This window comes from Methylocella sp., assembly GCA_037200525.1.
In the GTDB taxonomy this organism is placed as follows: Bacteria; Pseudomonadota; Alphaproteobacteria; order Rhizobiales; family Beijerinckiaceae; genus Methylocapsa.
Genome location: JBBCGG010000001.1, coordinates 878,051 through 892,565, shown reverse-complemented (window position 1 = coordinate 892,565; position 14,515 = coordinate 878,051). Strand labels below are relative to the sequence as shown.

15 protein-coding genes are annotated in these 14,515 nt (G+C 61.2%); 6 read left to right on the top strand and 9 right to left on the bottom strand.

Annotated elements, in window-relative coordinates; all coding sequences use genetic code 11:
- Nucleotides 1-98: 98 nt before the first annotated feature.
- Entirely contained in the window at nt 99-809 is a 711-nt protein-coding gene (locus WDN46_04145; GenBank protein ID MEJ0092637.1) for a HisA/HisF-related TIM barrel protein, read from the bottom strand.
- A 154-nt stretch (nt 810-963) separates the two neighbouring features.
- Between WDN46_04145 and WDN46_04140 the strand changes: the two genes are divergently transcribed.
- On the top strand, nt 964-2,001 hold the full coding sequence (locus WDN46_04140; protein MEJ0092636.1) for a hydantoinase/oxoprolinase family protein: 1,038 nt from the start codon (nt 964-966) through the stop codon (nt 1,999-2,001).
- Here WDN46_04140 and WDN46_04135 read toward each other — a convergent pair.
- The 7 genes from WDN46_04135 to WDN46_04105 all read right to left on the bottom strand — a co-directional run bounded on the left by WDN46_04135 (nt 1,986) and on the right by WDN46_04105 (nt 8,700).
- Nucleotides 1,986-2,549 (bottom strand): DUF447 domain-containing protein, encoded by a 564-nt coding sequence (locus WDN46_04135; protein MEJ0092635.1) that lies wholly within the window; start codon nt 2,547-2,549, stop codon nt 1,986-1,988. The genes WDN46_04140 and WDN46_04135 overlap by 16 nt on opposite strands.
- Before the next feature lie 36 nt (nt 2,550-2,585).
- Nucleotides 2,586-3,974: a DUF6513 domain-containing protein gene (locus tag WDN46_04130; protein ID MEJ0092634.1), complete on the bottom strand. Its 1,389-nt coding sequence runs from the start codon at nt 3,972-3,974 to the stop codon at nt 2,586-2,588.
- A gap of 7 nt (nt 3,975-3,981) precedes the next feature.
- On the bottom strand, nt 3,982-4,653 hold the full coding sequence (locus tag WDN46_04125) for a hypothetical protein (protein MEJ0092633.1): 672 nt from the start codon (nt 4,651-4,653) through the stop codon (nt 3,982-3,984).
- Entirely contained in the window at nt 4,650-5,831 is a 1,182-nt protein-coding gene (locus WDN46_04120; protein ID MEJ0092632.1) for a (5-formylfuran-3-yl)methyl phosphate synthase, read from the bottom strand. Before WDN46_04120 ends, WDN46_04125 begins: the two co-directional genes overlap by 4 nt.
- A 321-nt stretch (nt 5,832-6,152) precedes the next feature.
- Nucleotides 6,153-6,713, bottom strand: a complete 561-nt coding sequence (locus WDN46_04115; GenBank protein ID MEJ0092631.1) for an aminodeoxychorismate/anthranilate synthase component II — start codon at nt 6,711-6,713, stop codon at nt 6,153-6,155.
- A complete protein-coding gene (gene pabB / locus WDN46_04110; GenBank protein ID MEJ0092630.1) occupies nt 6,710-8,074 on the bottom strand; it encodes an aminodeoxychorismate synthase component I in 1,365 nt (454 codons plus the stop codon). Before pabB ends, WDN46_04115 begins: the two co-directional genes overlap by 4 nt.
- A 359-nt stretch (nt 8,075-8,433) precedes the next feature.
- Entirely contained in the window at nt 8,434-8,700 is a 267-nt protein-coding gene (locus WDN46_04105; protein MEJ0092629.1) for a hypothetical protein, read from the bottom strand.
- A gap of 509 nt (nt 8,701-9,209) precedes the next feature.
- Between WDN46_04105 and WDN46_04100 the strand changes: the two genes are divergently transcribed.
- Genes WDN46_04100 through WDN46_04085 form a run of 4 tightly spaced genes read left to right on the top strand, consistent with a single transcriptional unit; the run spans nt 9,210 to nt 13,626 of the window.
- Nucleotides 9,210-10,301: a tungsten formylmethanofuran dehydrogenase gene (locus WDN46_04100; GenBank protein MEJ0092628.1), complete on the top strand. Its 1,092-nt coding sequence runs from the start codon at nt 9,210-9,212 to the stop codon at nt 10,299-10,301.
- Nucleotides 10,302-11,930: a formylmethanofuran dehydrogenase subunit A gene (locus WDN46_04095; protein ID MEJ0092627.1), complete on the top strand. Its 1,629-nt coding sequence runs from the start codon at nt 10,302-10,304 to the stop codon at nt 11,928-11,930.
- On the top strand, nt 11,918-12,826 hold the full coding sequence (fhcD, locus tag WDN46_04090) for a formylmethanofuran--tetrahydromethanopterin N-formyltransferase (protein ID MEJ0092626.1): 909 nt from the start codon (nt 11,918-11,920) through the stop codon (nt 12,824-12,826). The genes WDN46_04095 and fhcD overlap by 13 nt, the downstream gene beginning before the upstream one ends.
- Entirely contained in the window at nt 12,823-13,626 is an 804-nt protein-coding gene (locus WDN46_04085; GenBank protein ID MEJ0092625.1) for a formylmethanofuran dehydrogenase subunit C, read from the top strand. Before fhcD ends, WDN46_04085 begins: the two co-directional genes overlap by 4 nt.
- 73 nt (nt 13,627-13,699) lie before the next feature.
- Here WDN46_04085 and WDN46_04080 read toward each other — a convergent pair whose 3' ends face one another.
- Nucleotides 13,700-14,083 (bottom strand): 4a-hydroxytetrahydrobiopterin dehydratase, encoded by a 384-nt coding sequence (locus tag WDN46_04080; GenBank protein MEJ0092624.1) that lies wholly within the window; start codon nt 14,081-14,083, stop codon nt 13,700-13,702.
- A 68-nt stretch (nt 14,084-14,151) separates the two neighbouring features.
- Here WDN46_04080 and WDN46_04075 point away from each other — a divergent pair, with 68 nt between their 5' ends.
- On the top strand, nt 14,152-14,493 hold the full coding sequence (locus WDN46_04075; GenBank protein MEJ0092623.1) for a hypothetical protein: 342 nt from the start codon (nt 14,152-14,154) through the stop codon (nt 14,491-14,493).
- Nucleotides 14,494-14,515 lie beyond the last annotated feature (22 nt).

Below are 14,515 nucleotides of genomic sequence, written 5' to 3'. Positions count from 1 at the left end.
GACCATGCGTTGAAGCGAAGGCATGATCCCGGAGAGTTTTAGACTTTTTGGACAAGGTGCTGCGCTATCAAAAACTTAAAGGGGGCTCCGGCCCCCTTTTATTTTGATCCGGCCGCGGCGAGATCGGCGCTCGTCAACAGGCCGTCATGCAAGGCCGAGGCGACGAGAACGCCTGCGATCCCAGCTCGCGCAAGAGAAGCAAGATCGGCGGGACCGCGAACGCCGCCTGCGGCATAGATGCTGAAGTCGGCTTCAGGGCCCCTCTCCGCAATCGATTCGAGGCGATCGAGATCCGGGCCGGCATTGCCGCCAACGCGCGCAAGCGTCATGACGATGACTCGCGAAGGCCATAGGCGCGGCTCTGCAAACAGCGCCTCCGGCCCGAGAAAACATTCGCCGCGAAAGTCGAGCGAAAGAATAATCCGGCCTTCCGGTTTCAACGCTGCCAGGACTTCGGCGCCCTTGAGCGTTTCGCTGCCGAGAACGAGATTTTCTCGCGCGTGACGCAGAAGCCATGACCGCGCCTGATCTGCATCGCTGATGCCGGCGTCGACCCAGAAAGTCACATTTGGAAAAGCGGCGCTCAGCGAGCTGAGGCTTTCCTCATGGTCGCCACGCGATTCAATCGCATCAAGATCGGCTACATAGATCGTGCGAAAATTATATAGCGTCAGCATCCCGGCGACGACATCGACCGGCGCGCTTGTCGGGGACAGCCTCGTTTCGATCGGCGCATAAGAATCGCGTTGTCCAAGGCGTGCGCGAACCACCGCGCCGCTCTTGAGGTCGATGACGGGAATAACTTCCATCCAAATCTCCTGCATCGCGAGAGCGTGAGCGTTGCGATCGACGCGCTCGCGTTGATTTTCGCTGTTTCCGCCCGCGATGTTATGCAAAACAATCGCATGTTTCTCGCTTGATCGAGGTGAAATCGGCGAGAAAAATCGAGACGGGTCGTCACACATGAAAACGGTCATCGGTTGGGACGTAGGCGGCGCGCATCTCAAAGCCGCGCGCCTCGAAGACGGCGTCATCACTCGCGCCGTGCAAGTCGCCTCTCCGCTATGGCTGGGACTGAGCGAACTCGACCGCGCCTTCGCGAAGGCTGCGGCGGCAATCGGCTGCGCTCCGCTCAACGCGGTCACGATGACGGGCGAATTATGCGACGCCTTCGCTACCCGCCAGGAGGGGGTAGAGGGCGTCGCGGCGATTGTCGAACGCCTGCTGGCTCCAGACCGCGCAGTGTTTTACGCAGGTCGCTCCGGCTTTGTCGGCAGAAGCGAAGTCGCAATCCATGCGCTCGATATAGCCTCCGCGAATTGGCGTGCGAGCGCGGCGCTGATCGGCGCCCGCAAAGGCCAAGCGCTCTTCGTCGACATGGGCTCGACGACGACGGATGTCATTCCGATCGCCGACGGGTCTGCCGCCAACAAGGGCTACACGGATGCGGAGCGGCTGGCGCATGGCGAACTCGTCTACACGGGCCTCGTGCGAACCTTTCTGATGGCCGGACCAAAACTGGTCCCTTTCGCCGGCCAATGGACCGCCTTGATGAACGAGTGGTTCGCGAATACGGCTGATGTCTATCGCATCCTCGGGCAATTGCCGGAGGGCGCCGATAAAATGGATACGTCGGATGGACGCGAGAAGACGGCGGCCGCTTCCCGCGCGCGGCTCGCGCGCATGATCGGGCGGGACGTCGGAGATGCTGACGACGCCGCATGGAGCGGCCTCGCGCATTTCTTCGCTGAAGCGCAGTTGCGCGAGATCATGGATGCAGCTTCTCTCGTTTTATCGCGCGGGCTGTTGGACGCCGCCGCGCCGCTGGTCGGGGCTGGAGTCGGACGCGGCGTCGTTCGTCAATTGGCAGAAAGATTGGGGCGCCCTTTTATCGCCTTTGACGATCTGATCGATGCGCTTCCTGAGGCGCGGAGCCAAGTCTCTGATTGCGCTCCCGCATCCGCTTTGGCGCTTGCCGCGGCGCTTCACTTCGGGGCGTAGAATGCCTCGCGCGCGTGCATCAGCCATGACCAGGCCTCACGCTCGCGCGGACCGGCCGTCTTCTCGATGGCGATCGAGAGATAGGCGATTTCGGAGTCGATTTTCTCGCGCGGCAGCATATGCAATCGCGTCATGAGAATCGCGCATTCGAGCACGGCGTTTTTCGCGCGATTGAATCCTTCAAATGGCGCATGGTTCTCAAGACGCACCATGTTGCAATGGAACCTTGGCCTCTCGGCATGATTCTCGATGTGCGAGACGCGGAGTTCGGCGTGAGCCAGCGCCGCCTCAAGACGAGGCGGACGGCCAGCCGCCGCAGGCGCAAGCGGCCAGTCGCGCCGGCCGGTCACGAGGCCGGCGAAAATGCGCGCATCATCGGTGTAATTGGCGATCGCGATAGGCACGCTCAAAAGATTGTCGAGCGTTATCGACGGGCGGAAGGGCGCAATGATCCAACCGTCGCCGTCTTCTATCAAGCCCAGCGGCGCAAGATGCGGCTTGCCCGATCGATCGATGGTCGTAACGATGACTTCGCGAATCACCGGCATCTCGCCACCTCCTCCCAAATCAGCGCCTTGCTCCGATCACTCCTTGCGGCGGAGAGTGTGCCCGGCTTCGCGCAAACGATCTCTTTGCTCTTCGGGTGGGTCAGTCGCGCAGCCCCAGTCGAGCAATTCGTCCTGCGTATAGCGTTTGCCGAGCGCGAAAGCGATCTCGGCTTTGGTCAGCTCGGCGCCAAGGTAAAATGCATGAGCTCCATCCGCCTCGACGCCGAGCTTGGGAAATAGCGAGAAAGCCTCGCGCGCCACATGATGGCCGTCGCGATTGTAGATGTGGATTCCGTCCTCGGCTGTCGCTATGCGAAAATTGCCGTCGCGCACATCGGCCGCAACCTCGGCGATTTCCGCGACCGTGGATGGATAGGGCGACTTATCGTGAATCTGAAGCAACCCGCCGCCGTAGCCTTTGGGCAAAGCGCCGTCGGTCGAGGCCGCCAGCATGAGACGGCGCGCGGCATCGTGCTCCTCGATCGTCCGCCGCGTGTGCGAACTGACGTGGACGGTGAGCACGTTATGGATCTCGAGTTCTGAACAAAGGCCGATCAGCAGCGCGGTGACGCCGCTCGAATCCGCCTCGGTCAGCTCAGTCAAATTGCCGGTGCCCATCATCATTTCGGCCTGCGGTAAACGGCGTCTCGTTTCGACGTAACGGACGAGAGAGGCGGCGAATCCGAAATGAATCGGATCGAGAATGGGATCGACGATAAATGGCAAGCCGCGCCGCGCCGCTCCTTCAGCGGCGCGAACCAGCGAGTCGATGTCGTGCAGCGGCGCGCCGACAAGAATCGGCGTCGCGCCCGTGTCCTCAGCAATGTCGAGATTGCCTTCATCAAGGCTCAACAGAAAATCCGCGCCGGCCTTGGCCCCGCGCCTCAATTCATCGGGATTGGCGGAGTCGATGCTGACCCCGCTCCCGGCTGATTTCAGCGCGCGAACGCAATCCTCAAGGTGCGGAAACGGAGTGTCTGGAAGACAGCCAAGATCAATGACGTCAGCGCCCGATTTGCGCAGCCGCTCCGCGCGGGCAAGCAATTCCTCAAGAGGCAAGGCCGTCGCGTCGATGATCTCGGCGAAGATCCGAATGTTGAACCGCGACAGATCCGGGACGCGCCCGCCGCGCCCAAGAAAGACCGGAAGATCGTGGATCTCATCGGGACCGCGCACGACAGGGACGCCGACTTCGGCCGAGAGCCGCTCCAGATTGGCGCGGCAGCGGCCGGGCAAAATGACTCGGTCCGCGCCAATAGGGCGCGGCAACCGGCGCAGCAGGATGGCTTCGGTCATCAGGGCCGCGACCTTGACGCCTATATCGCAGATCTCCCAGGTAAACGGCGTCTCGCCCATGGATCGCAACAACCGATCGAGGCGCGGATAGGCGAGATGGCCGGTAACGAAAAGGATGCGCTCGCTCATGTTGTGATCAGTTCGCTTCGGCCTTGCGCAATGAATCCGACCGCGCCGACGGAATAGGTTGCATGGCGTCAGGCGCGACGCCGACGCCAGGCATTCCGCCGCATTGCAAAAGCGCCGCGGCGCCTGGCAGCGACGCCGGTCCCGCGATCCAAACGGCCGCGCGGCTTTTAGCGGCGAAATGCGGAAAAAGCGGATCGACGATCTTATGCGCGACCAAGTCGCGCGCGGAAACCGGCCCCCTAAGATCGCAGGATTTGATCAGCAGCAAGCGGGGCGCGGGATAGATCCCCGCAAGCCACGCGGCAAGCGAATCCGACGTCACATCCCAGCACGCGGGCACATCCGGGGCGCCCAAGGCCATGAGCGATGGCAGCCAGATTGGAATTTTTCCGGCGTTGATGGCGGCGTCCATGTCTCGTCGCGACGCCGCTAAAACGAAGGCCTTCGAATATGAGCTGAGCGCCACGGCGAATTGCTCCATCGCAAGCAGCGCCATGCGATGAGCTGCAACATCATCAAACCCAAGTCTGTCCTGCGAGTCGCGCACGGCATCGGCAAACGGACCGCCGCCTGGAACGAGGATCAGCGGCCCACCCCAAGAAACCAGCGCCGCAAGCCAGGCTTCGCGCTGCGGCGAAGAGGCGAGGCTGCCGCCGAGTTTGACGATGGTGGCGCTCAACGACTCCTCGTTGTGCTGGCGGCGCCCGGCTCGCTCAGAAAAAGCTTCTCGACTGCAAGCGACTCGGCCGCGCGCTCGCGTTTGATTTCGACGCCGACCTGTCCTCGGATGACGTCGAGCTTTTCGACCCGAACGGAAACCTGCGCGACGCACGGGTGATGCAACACAGAATCGGCGATATCCCTCGCCAAAGTTTCGATTAAATCGATATGGCCGCGGCCAAGGATTATTTTGATCGCATCAACGATCAGGTCGTAGGAAAAAATATAGCGCATATCATCGGAATGATGCTGCAGGCGCCTGACATCCACATCGATGTTGAAACGCACATCCTGTTTCAGCCCGCGTTCAAAATCATAGGCTCCGATCGAACATGGCATGACGAGATCATGCACAAAGACCCGATCCGTCTCGGCGCCGCGTTCACTGGCCGGGACATAGCCGCGGCCAAGCAAAAGCCGCCAATCCACAGTCGGCTCGCCCGCCGCGCGGACGCCATTGGCTTCCCGTGGAATGAGATCGCGGATGATCCGCACCGCCGCCGGATCGATCTCCGCTACGCGGGATCGGCCCCGACATAAGGCCCCGCGAAATCCAAGATAGTTCGGTTGAAGCGGAAGCAGACGCGGCACATCGGGAGCCTCCAGCGAACCCGCGAGACCCGACATCAGCCCCGCTTCTTTGCATCGCTCGACGAAGCCGACGAGACTCGCAACGTCCATATGATCGAGAAGACGCCGGTCGCCTTTTATGGCCGTATCGAGCATGGCTCCGACAAAGCCCTGTTTGGCCATGAGCTTCAGGAGATCCAGATCCGGTTCGCCATCGGCGAACAGAACGCCGACAAGCTTGGCGTTGCTTGCGAGCGACCCCAATGCGCGGACGCAATCGGCTCCGGTCGCATCCGACTTGACGCCAACTTTGACGTAATCGACCCCGGTCGCAGCCATTGCGCTGACCGCGTCGACAACGATCTGCGGCTCGGCAAGCTCATCGCCGATGGTCGCGCTAACCGGCCGCCGTTTGGCGACCGTGCGAACTAAATCGGCGACGACTTCGACGTCCAGCGCGCCAAGAGCCCCTCTCGCCGGGTCTTTGAGATCGACGATGTCGACGCCGCCCGCCAAAACCGCTTCCGCCTCAGCAGCGCCCGTTACGCTCGCGAGCATCAAAGTCATTGCGACGATTCCCCCAGCGTCGTTGGCAGGATCGCTCTAAACTGAGCCGATCATGCTCTCTATCCATCTGTTTCTTCGTGAAGATCGCGTGTTGCTAGACTGCCGGAAGACGAAACGCTCGCCCCGCCAGACAGAAAGTCAGCGCAACGAACCCGCTAAGCCGCGTTGCGCCATGCGGTTCCAAAGATTTTGGGCTTGGCCTTCGCCACTATTTTCCAGCGTGATTTTCGCAACAATATAGGGCCTGGAGCCGGAAAAGCAATTCTGGCCTCGCTGCGATGCGCCCTGGGAGGTCCAGCCGGCTCATGGCTCCGCCCGTCATCACCGTTTGATCAATCCAAGGAAATTGCGCAGCAATTGATGCCCTTGCTCCGTCAGTATCGATTCGGGATGAAACTGCACGCCGAAGGTCGGGTGATCGCGATGTCGCAGAGCCATGATCTCGTCTTCTTGCGACCATGCCGTCGCTTCGAGCGGGGTGTCTTGTTCATCGAGTTCGACAATCAGTGAATGGTAGCGTCCGACGCTGAGCGGATTGGGCAAGCCTTGCAGAATGCCTGCGCTGGCGTGCCGCACGGAGCTTGCCTCGCCATGCATTGGCCGCAAGGCCCGCGTTACGCGTCCGCCGAACGCCTGGCCAATGGCCTGATGGCCAAGACAAATGCCAAGGATTGGAACGCGCCCGGAATAATCGCGCACGAGCTGCATCGACATTCCCGCCTCGTTCGGAGTGCAAGGCCCGGGCGAAATCACGATCGCCTCCGGGGCTTCATTAGGCATTGCGGCATCGTTGCGAATGACGACGGGAGTTTCGCCCAACTCGCTGAGATAGTTCGCCACCGTATGGACGAACGAATCATAATTATCGATGACGAGGATCATTGCGCGAATTCCATCGCGCCGAAGGCTTCGAAAATGCGTCGCGCCTTGTCCAGCGTTTCGACATATTCCGATGCGGGATCCGAAGCCGTGACGATGCCCCCGCCCGCCTGCACGACGCAAGAGCCCCCGCGGAAACTGGCGGTGCGGATGACGATGTTCAGGTCCATCGTTCCGTTGAACCCGAGATAACCGATGGCGCCGCAATAGGGGCCGCGCGCATGACCCTCAAGCTCGGTAATGATTTCCATGGCGCGAAGTTTTGGGGCGCCGGTGATCGATCCGCCGGGAAAAGCGGCCGCAAGCAAGTCGACGGGGCCTTGGCCGTCGCGGAGCCGCCCGACGACGGAAGAGACGAGATGATGGACGGTTGCAAAGGACTCAAGGCCGCATAGTTGCGGCACCTGCACGCTGCCTGGGATGCAAACTTTGGACAGGTCGTTGCGCAACAGATCGACGATCATGACATTTTCGGCGCGATCCTTGCGGCTTTCGCTCAAGGCCTTCGCCTGCAGCATGTCGACGAGCGCGTCCGCAAAGCGCGGCCGCGTGCCCTTGATTGGGCGCGTCTCAACGAGATCGCCCTCAACGCGCAGGAAACGCTCTGGCGAAGCCGAGGCGATGATGAAATTGGCGTGGTCGAGATAAGCGGCGAAGGGAGCCGGATTGATCTTGCGCAAACGGCGATAGAAACCGAAATGATCGAAATCCGGCGGGACGGGCGCTTCGAACCGCTGCGACAAATTGGCTTGAAAAATATCGCCGGCGAGAATGCGCTCGATGACTTCCGCGACCGCCCGCTCATATCCCTCGCGCGTGAAATTGCTGGACCAACCCCCGAGCGAGATATTCGCCGCCGGAGAGATAGCGGTCTGTCGCGCAAGCTCGGCCTCAAACCACAGCCCGCGTTCGACGGCGCGCCGATTGCGCGCCTGAGGCTCCATCTCGGGAAGGCCCGTCGAGATGATCCACCCGCGCCGCTCCACCACGTCAAAAGCGACGACCACATCATAGAGCCCAAGCGATAGATCGGGAAATGCGAGGTCGTCCCGCAACGGTTTTGGCAGCCGCTCCAGGCTGCGGCCAAGCTCATAGGAAAAAAGCCCCGCGGCCCCGCCTTGAAACGGGGGCAAGTTGGGTAAGGGGGCGATGGCAAAATCGGCCAAAAGCGATTTTACGCGCTGGACCCAGCTACGATCGGTTTCGCGGCCTTGAATTCGCGCAAAAGGGTCGGCAGCGATGAAACTATAGCGGCCGAGCTTTTCATCGACCATCGCGCTGTCGAGAAAGGTCAGGAAAGGCAAATGCCCGAGCCCGTAGGCCGCGTCGGCCGGGTCGCGAAAATCAATTTCGATGACGTGCATGGACTTGCCTCTGAACCTTCATCCCGCCGTGGTCAGGCCCCCTTGATTGCGCGCTCGAAGGGCGGGTTTGCGGAAGCCGAACGGTCTCCATCAACCCACCCGTCAAATACCTCTGGAGCGATCCAATCCATCGACATGATGGCCTGGAATCCGCGCTCAACGACGAACCGATCGATCATCCTGTCCGCTGTCGGTCGCCCGGTGTCTCAAGCTGATTGATTCAAATCGGAGTGATCAAGCTCAATACCCCCCTAAAATATATGAACGCGATTCCCATCCGAAAAGGCCGCAGCTTTTCAGATAAGATCATGCTCTCGGGGGCGTTCCTTGCCGGGAAGCAAATAATGCGCGCCGCGCGCCTATTTGGGCTCTTTTGCCGGTTCGGCGGGCTTAGGCGCTTCTGGAGGGGGATTGTTCGAAGCATCTTTCTTAGGAGCCGGCGCCTTGGCGGGCTCCGGGTGCGGCGTCGGCCTGCCTTTATAGGCGAACCAGCCGTCCAGCCGCTCCGTCGCATCGAGGGCGGCGACCAAACGGCGACCAAACAAGGCCTGCGCGCAAAAACGACCGTCGGCAGTCATGGAATTTGGAGCCTGATTCAGCACGGACTCTTCCTCCGGTAGTCCCATCGGCTTAACATGAAGGGGTCGCAAAGACCGAACTTCCCGAGAGAACGTCCAAAATTTCGTATGCATATTATTGGCGGCGGCGTCAACTCTCAAGAGAGGGACGGCGTCCGGATGGGCGCGGTCAAAAAAACGACGTCATCGTCTTGCGCCGCATGGATGCGCGATCAGCATTTATTTGAGGTTGCGCCACCCTGCGGCCCCACTAAAGCCCTCGCCAAACACCATTGCAATCGATAAAACGATGTCGTTTCCGACGTTGGGATCGACCGGGTCGCCTGTCGCGGGAGGAATGTCTGTTTTTTGTCGGCGGTCCCGGCATGATTTCTTGGAAATTCCGTCAATTCCGTAAAAGCGCGAGAGGCGACTGAGTCGGTCCGCGCGCAATAACTCGAGTGACGCGACCCTTCCTCGACGCCCGCCGACCGGCGCGAAATGCAGGAAAGGCGCGCGAAGGCAATGCAAGCTCCAACGGCGCGATCGCCGCGCGAGCGAGTTCTTTAGGAGGAATCATGACTGAGGCCCGGATAGATGGAAAGCCCGCTTCGATCGAAGCGGCTGCCGAACGCTCCGCGGAAATTCTGTCGCACGCGCGCCTCCCCGTCATCGCCGGCCTCGGGACGGACGTCGCCGGGGCAAGAGCTTCGATCTTGCTCGCTGAACGCGTGCGCGGCGCCTATGACCATTTGCGATCGAATCAGATTTTCGCCGACCTTGATGTCGTCCGCCAGGCGGGCCTTATGGTCACGACGCCGAGCATCGCCCGGCTGCATGCCGATGTTCTTCTCTTCATCGGCGGCGATCTGACGCGCATCTGGCCGCAACTCATAGAGCGTCTCGCGCCCGCCGAAATCCCGCCGATGAGCCTTGTGCAGGAGTCAAGAAAACTCATCTGGATCGCGCCCGGCCCAGACGGCGCGGCGATCGAGGGCGTCGCCGTCGAAGCGCTGGAGACTTCAGATTTGCAGACGACCCTCGCATCTGTCCGCGCGCGCGTGGCCGGCCGGCCGATCGCCGCCGCAGAGGCCGTCAAGAGCAAGCTCGACGCGGTCGCCGAAATTCTCAAGCACGCGCGGTTTGGCGTTGCGGTATGGGGGCCCGATCTGCTGGATCGGCTCTCGATCGAAATGCTTTATGGCCTCTTGACCGATCTCAATAAGACGACCCGCTTCACCGGCCTGCCGCTCGGGACTGACGACAATGCGTTCGGCGTTTTGCAGACATCGGGCTGGATGACGGGGTTCCCGATGCGTACCTCGTTCGGGCGCGGCTTTCCCGTACATGATACATGGCGGTTCGACGCCGATCGGCTGATCGAGAGCGGCGAAGCCGACGCCGCATTGTGGATCTCCGCCTATAGCGCGGCGACGCCGAAATGGAAAAAGCAAGTCCCGCTCATCGCGCTTGTTCCGCCGGAAACGCAATTTTCGCAAGAACCGCAGGTGCGCGTGGACATCGGCCGTCCCGGCGTTGATTACGACTCGGCGCAGTTCGCGCGCGAGGTTGGAGCGATTGTCGCGCGCGAGGCCTTGCATCCGAGCAATGCGGCTTCAGTCGCATCCGTCATCGCAAGCATCGCCCAACAGTTCGGTGGAGACGCCTAAATGCTGATTCTTCTCAAGGGTGGCCGGATCGTCGATCCCTATCATCATCGCGATGAGATCGCCGATCTCTGGATCGAGGATGGCCGCATCATTGCGGCGCCTCATGGCCGCCAGCCAGACCAGACGCATGACGTCGCCGGCAAGATCGTCATGGCCGGCGCGATCGACATTCATTCGCATATCGCCGGCGGCAATGTGAACACGGCGCGCTTGCTGCTGCCGGAAATGCACCGCGCCGGCAGGGCTCCGACGCTGCCGCTCGCCACCTCCAAATGGTCGACCTTCGAGACCGGCAACATCTACGCCTCCATGGGCTTTACAACGGTCGTCGAGCCGGCTGTTGCGCCGCATCAGGCGTTGCAGGCGCATCTCGAACTTTCAGACATTCCGATCATCGACAAAGCCACGCTGACCATTCTCGGCAATGATGATTTTCTTCTGAGCCTCCTGCGCGACGGCGAAAGCCCGGCGGCGATCGCCGATTACGTCGCCTCGACCCTGGCGGCGACCAATAGCCTCGGCCTCAAATGCATCAACGCCGGCGGAGCTGAAGCCTTCAAATATAATGCGCGGACCTTTGGCCTCGACGATGTCGTGCCCTTCTATGGCGTGACCTCGCGAAGAATCGTCGAGGCTTTGCAGCAAGCGCTGACGGAGCTCAAGGTCCCGCATCCATTGCATCTGCACTCCAACAATCTCGGCATTCCAGGCAATGTCTCGACCGCGCTCGCAACCATCGAGGCCGCGCGCGGCATGCCTTTGCATCTGGCGCATATGCAATTCTACGGTTACGGCTCCGAGGGCGAACACGGCTTTTCCTCCGCCGCCGCAACCCTCGCCGCAGCGATCAACGCGACGCCCAACGTCACCGTCGACATCGGTCAGGTGATGTTCGGGCAGACCGTCACGATCTCATCCGACGTGTTGCGCCAGTTCAGCGCCGTCGGGAGCGCCAAGCCGCGGAAATCAGTGATTTTCGACGGCGATGCGAATGGCGGCGGCATTGTCCCCTACCTCTATCGGGAGGGCGATTTCGTCAACGCCGTTCAATGGGCCTGCGGGCTCGAGCTGTTCCTGCTGATCAATGATCCGCACCGGGTTTTCTTCACCACGGATCATCCCAATGGCGCGCCATTCACGACCTATCCGGAGATTTTCGCGCTGCTGATGAGCCGCAGCCGCAGGGCGGAGGTTTTGAGCCGCATTCCGCAGGACGTTCTCGCCTATACGACGCTGCCTTCGATCGCCCGCGAATACGACGTCAATGAAGTCGCGATGATGACGAGAGCGGCGCCGGCCAAGCTGTTCGGCTTCAAGGATCGCGGCCAGCTCGGCGCAGGCGCGGTGGCCGACGTCGCGGTCTATGCGCCTAGTGACGACATCGCGAAAATGTTCCGCCACGCGCATCTCGTTTTCAAGGACGGCGATCTCGTCGTCCGCGATGGGCGCGTCAGCCACTACCGCTGGGGCAAGGCGCTCAAGGTCAACCCCGGTTACGACAAGGCGATCAACCGGCGCCTCGGCGCATATTACGAACGCCACTATGGCGTCTCGCATAATATGTTCGCCGTGCCCGCCCATATGCTCCCGCATAAAGATCCGTTCCAGGAGGTCGCATGCGCCAAATGATCAGCAACGGCGTCCGCATTGACGAGTCGTTCGCCGAGGCCTTTCCAATGAGAGGCACCGCGATCGTCATCACCGCGCCCACTATGAAATGGGCCAGGCAGGCCGCTACGACGATGACCGGATTCGCCACCTCCGTCATCGGATGCGGCATCGAGGCGGGCATCGGCCGCGAATTGCCCGCGGACAAGACCCCGGACGGCCGCCCCGGCGTCCGTGTGCTGGTCTTTTCCATGTCGTCCGGCATGTTGCAGACGCAGCTCGTCGATCGCCTCGGCCAATGCATTCTGACGTCGCCCGGATCAGCCTGCTTCGCCGATCTCGAGGGAACCGATAGGTTGCAGCTCGGCGACGCAATCCGCACCTTTGGCGATGGCTGGCAGATCTCGAAAAAGTTTCTGGATCGCAGCTTCTGGCGAATTCCCTGCATGGACGGCGAGTTTTTTTGCGAGGCGACGACAGGCCTGACCAAGCAGGCGGTCGGAGGCGGCAACCTCCTGATCATGGGCGCCAATTGGGAAACTACAATGCGCGCCGCCGAACATGCGATCGAGGCGATGAATGGCGTCGATGGCGTGATCATGCCCTTCCCCGGCGGCGTCGTGCGATCCGGCTCCAAGGTCGGGTCCAAATACAAAGGCATGTCGGCGTCGACCAATGACGCCTATTGCCCGACTTTGCGCGGCGTCGCGAAAAGCAATCTCGACGAGGACATTGGCTGCGTCCTCGAAATCGTCATCGACGGACTGACCGAAAGCGCCGTAGCCGAGGCCATGCGCGCCGGCCTTGGAGCCATTGTGAAGCTCGGGCCGAAAGAAGGCGCGGTGCGCGTCGGCGCCGGCAATTATGGCGGCAAACTCGGCCCCTTCCACTTCCATTTGAAGGATCTTTTGCCGTGACGCTAGTCCTAACTCTCAAGCAGGAGCCGGATCAGCGGCTCGATCTTGCTCCTCTCGTTCCGCATTTGCTCGAAGGCAAATCCGAGGCGGATATCGCCGCGATCGAATTGCAGACAACTCGGGAAAAGCGCACGGTCGGCGATATTTTTCGCATCAAATCCGGCGGCGCCGACGCGATCCGCTTCGAAGGCGGATCATCGCGGTTCGATAATCTCGGCCACGCTTTAAGCGGCGGCGAAATCATCATCGAGGGCGACAGCGGCCAGTTCGTTGGGCGCAACATGAGCGGCGGCAATCTCGTCGTTAGCGGCGACGCCGGCCCGTTCGCGGGCTCCACCATGTCCGGCGGCCGACTCGAGATCAAAGGCGATGCCGGCGATTTTGTCGGAGCCCCGATCGATGGCGAGATGGAAGGCATGACCGGCGGATTGCTGATCGTGCGCGGTTCGGCCGGACATCGGGCTGGGGACCGTCAGCGTCGCGGCACGATCATAATCGAAGGCTCCGCCGGAGATTATCCGGGCAGCCGCATCATCGCCGGCACGCTGGTCGTGCTTGGCGCTTCTGGCCTCTTGCCGGGCTATCTGATGCGCAGAGGCACGATCGTTTTGGGTCAGGCGACAGCGCTGGCCCCGACTTTCGTCGATGGCGGCGCCGTTGATTTGACCTTCGCCGCCGTTTTCTCGCGTTTGCTGAGCTCAAGCAGCAGCAGCGCCGCGAAACTTCTGGCGGGCCGGCTCAAGCGCTTTGGCGGAGATACCGCTGTTCTTGGAAAAGGCGAGCTCTTTTTTCCAGCGTGACAAGGCGTTCATCGGCGCCTTGCGTTCAACGCCAGCTCAACGCCGCGCCCCGTTCCGGCGCGGCGGCAACCGATCAAGCGTCATATTTCAAATAAGCGAAGCGCGGATCTTTTTCCGGCGTTCCCTCGAGCGATCCCCCAGCCTTTGCGGGCTGCCAGGAGACCACTTCTTCGATCTTCTTCGCCAGTTCAAAATCCTTGTCGGTGATGCCCTTGGCGTTGTGGTTCTTGAGCCGCACCTCGACCCACGCATAAGACGCCGTAATGTCTGGATGGTGCCAAGCCGCTTCCGCCAAGTGACCAACCGTGTTGATCACCATGAGCGTGCCTTTCCAGCTATGCGTCTTGAACTTGCGGCGAATCCAGCCTTCTTGCAGATGCCAACGCGGCAGCTCGCTCTTTAGCCGGGCTTCGACTTCGTCATCCAAATAGGTGCGTTCTTTTTTTTCGTCCGTCATGGTGGAAGCCTCCAAGCGCCTTACGCGCGTACAACCTCAAGCGCGCCGTGATCGTCGCAGTGGGCGCCATGAGGATGATGAAGATGCCCGTCGACAAGATAGTCGACATGGTCGCCGTGCGGCACGGCTTCGTGACCGCATCCCGGTCCATGAACGTGGCCCGGCTCGTGGCCCGCGCAGCGGTGCTCCGGCGTATCGCGATCGGGATTTTTGGCGCTGACCTCGATCACATGTTCGTCAATATGACCTGCATGGGGGTGGTGCAGATGTCCGCTATGGAGGTAATCTATATGACCGTCGTGACGGACGGCGACGTGACCGCAATGCGGCCCGTGCACATGCGGATGGTCGGCGTGGATGGCATGATCATGGCTGCTCACGAATTCATCCTTTCGAGAATGATGTGGTGATAGTGTAGACCGATTTGGAGCC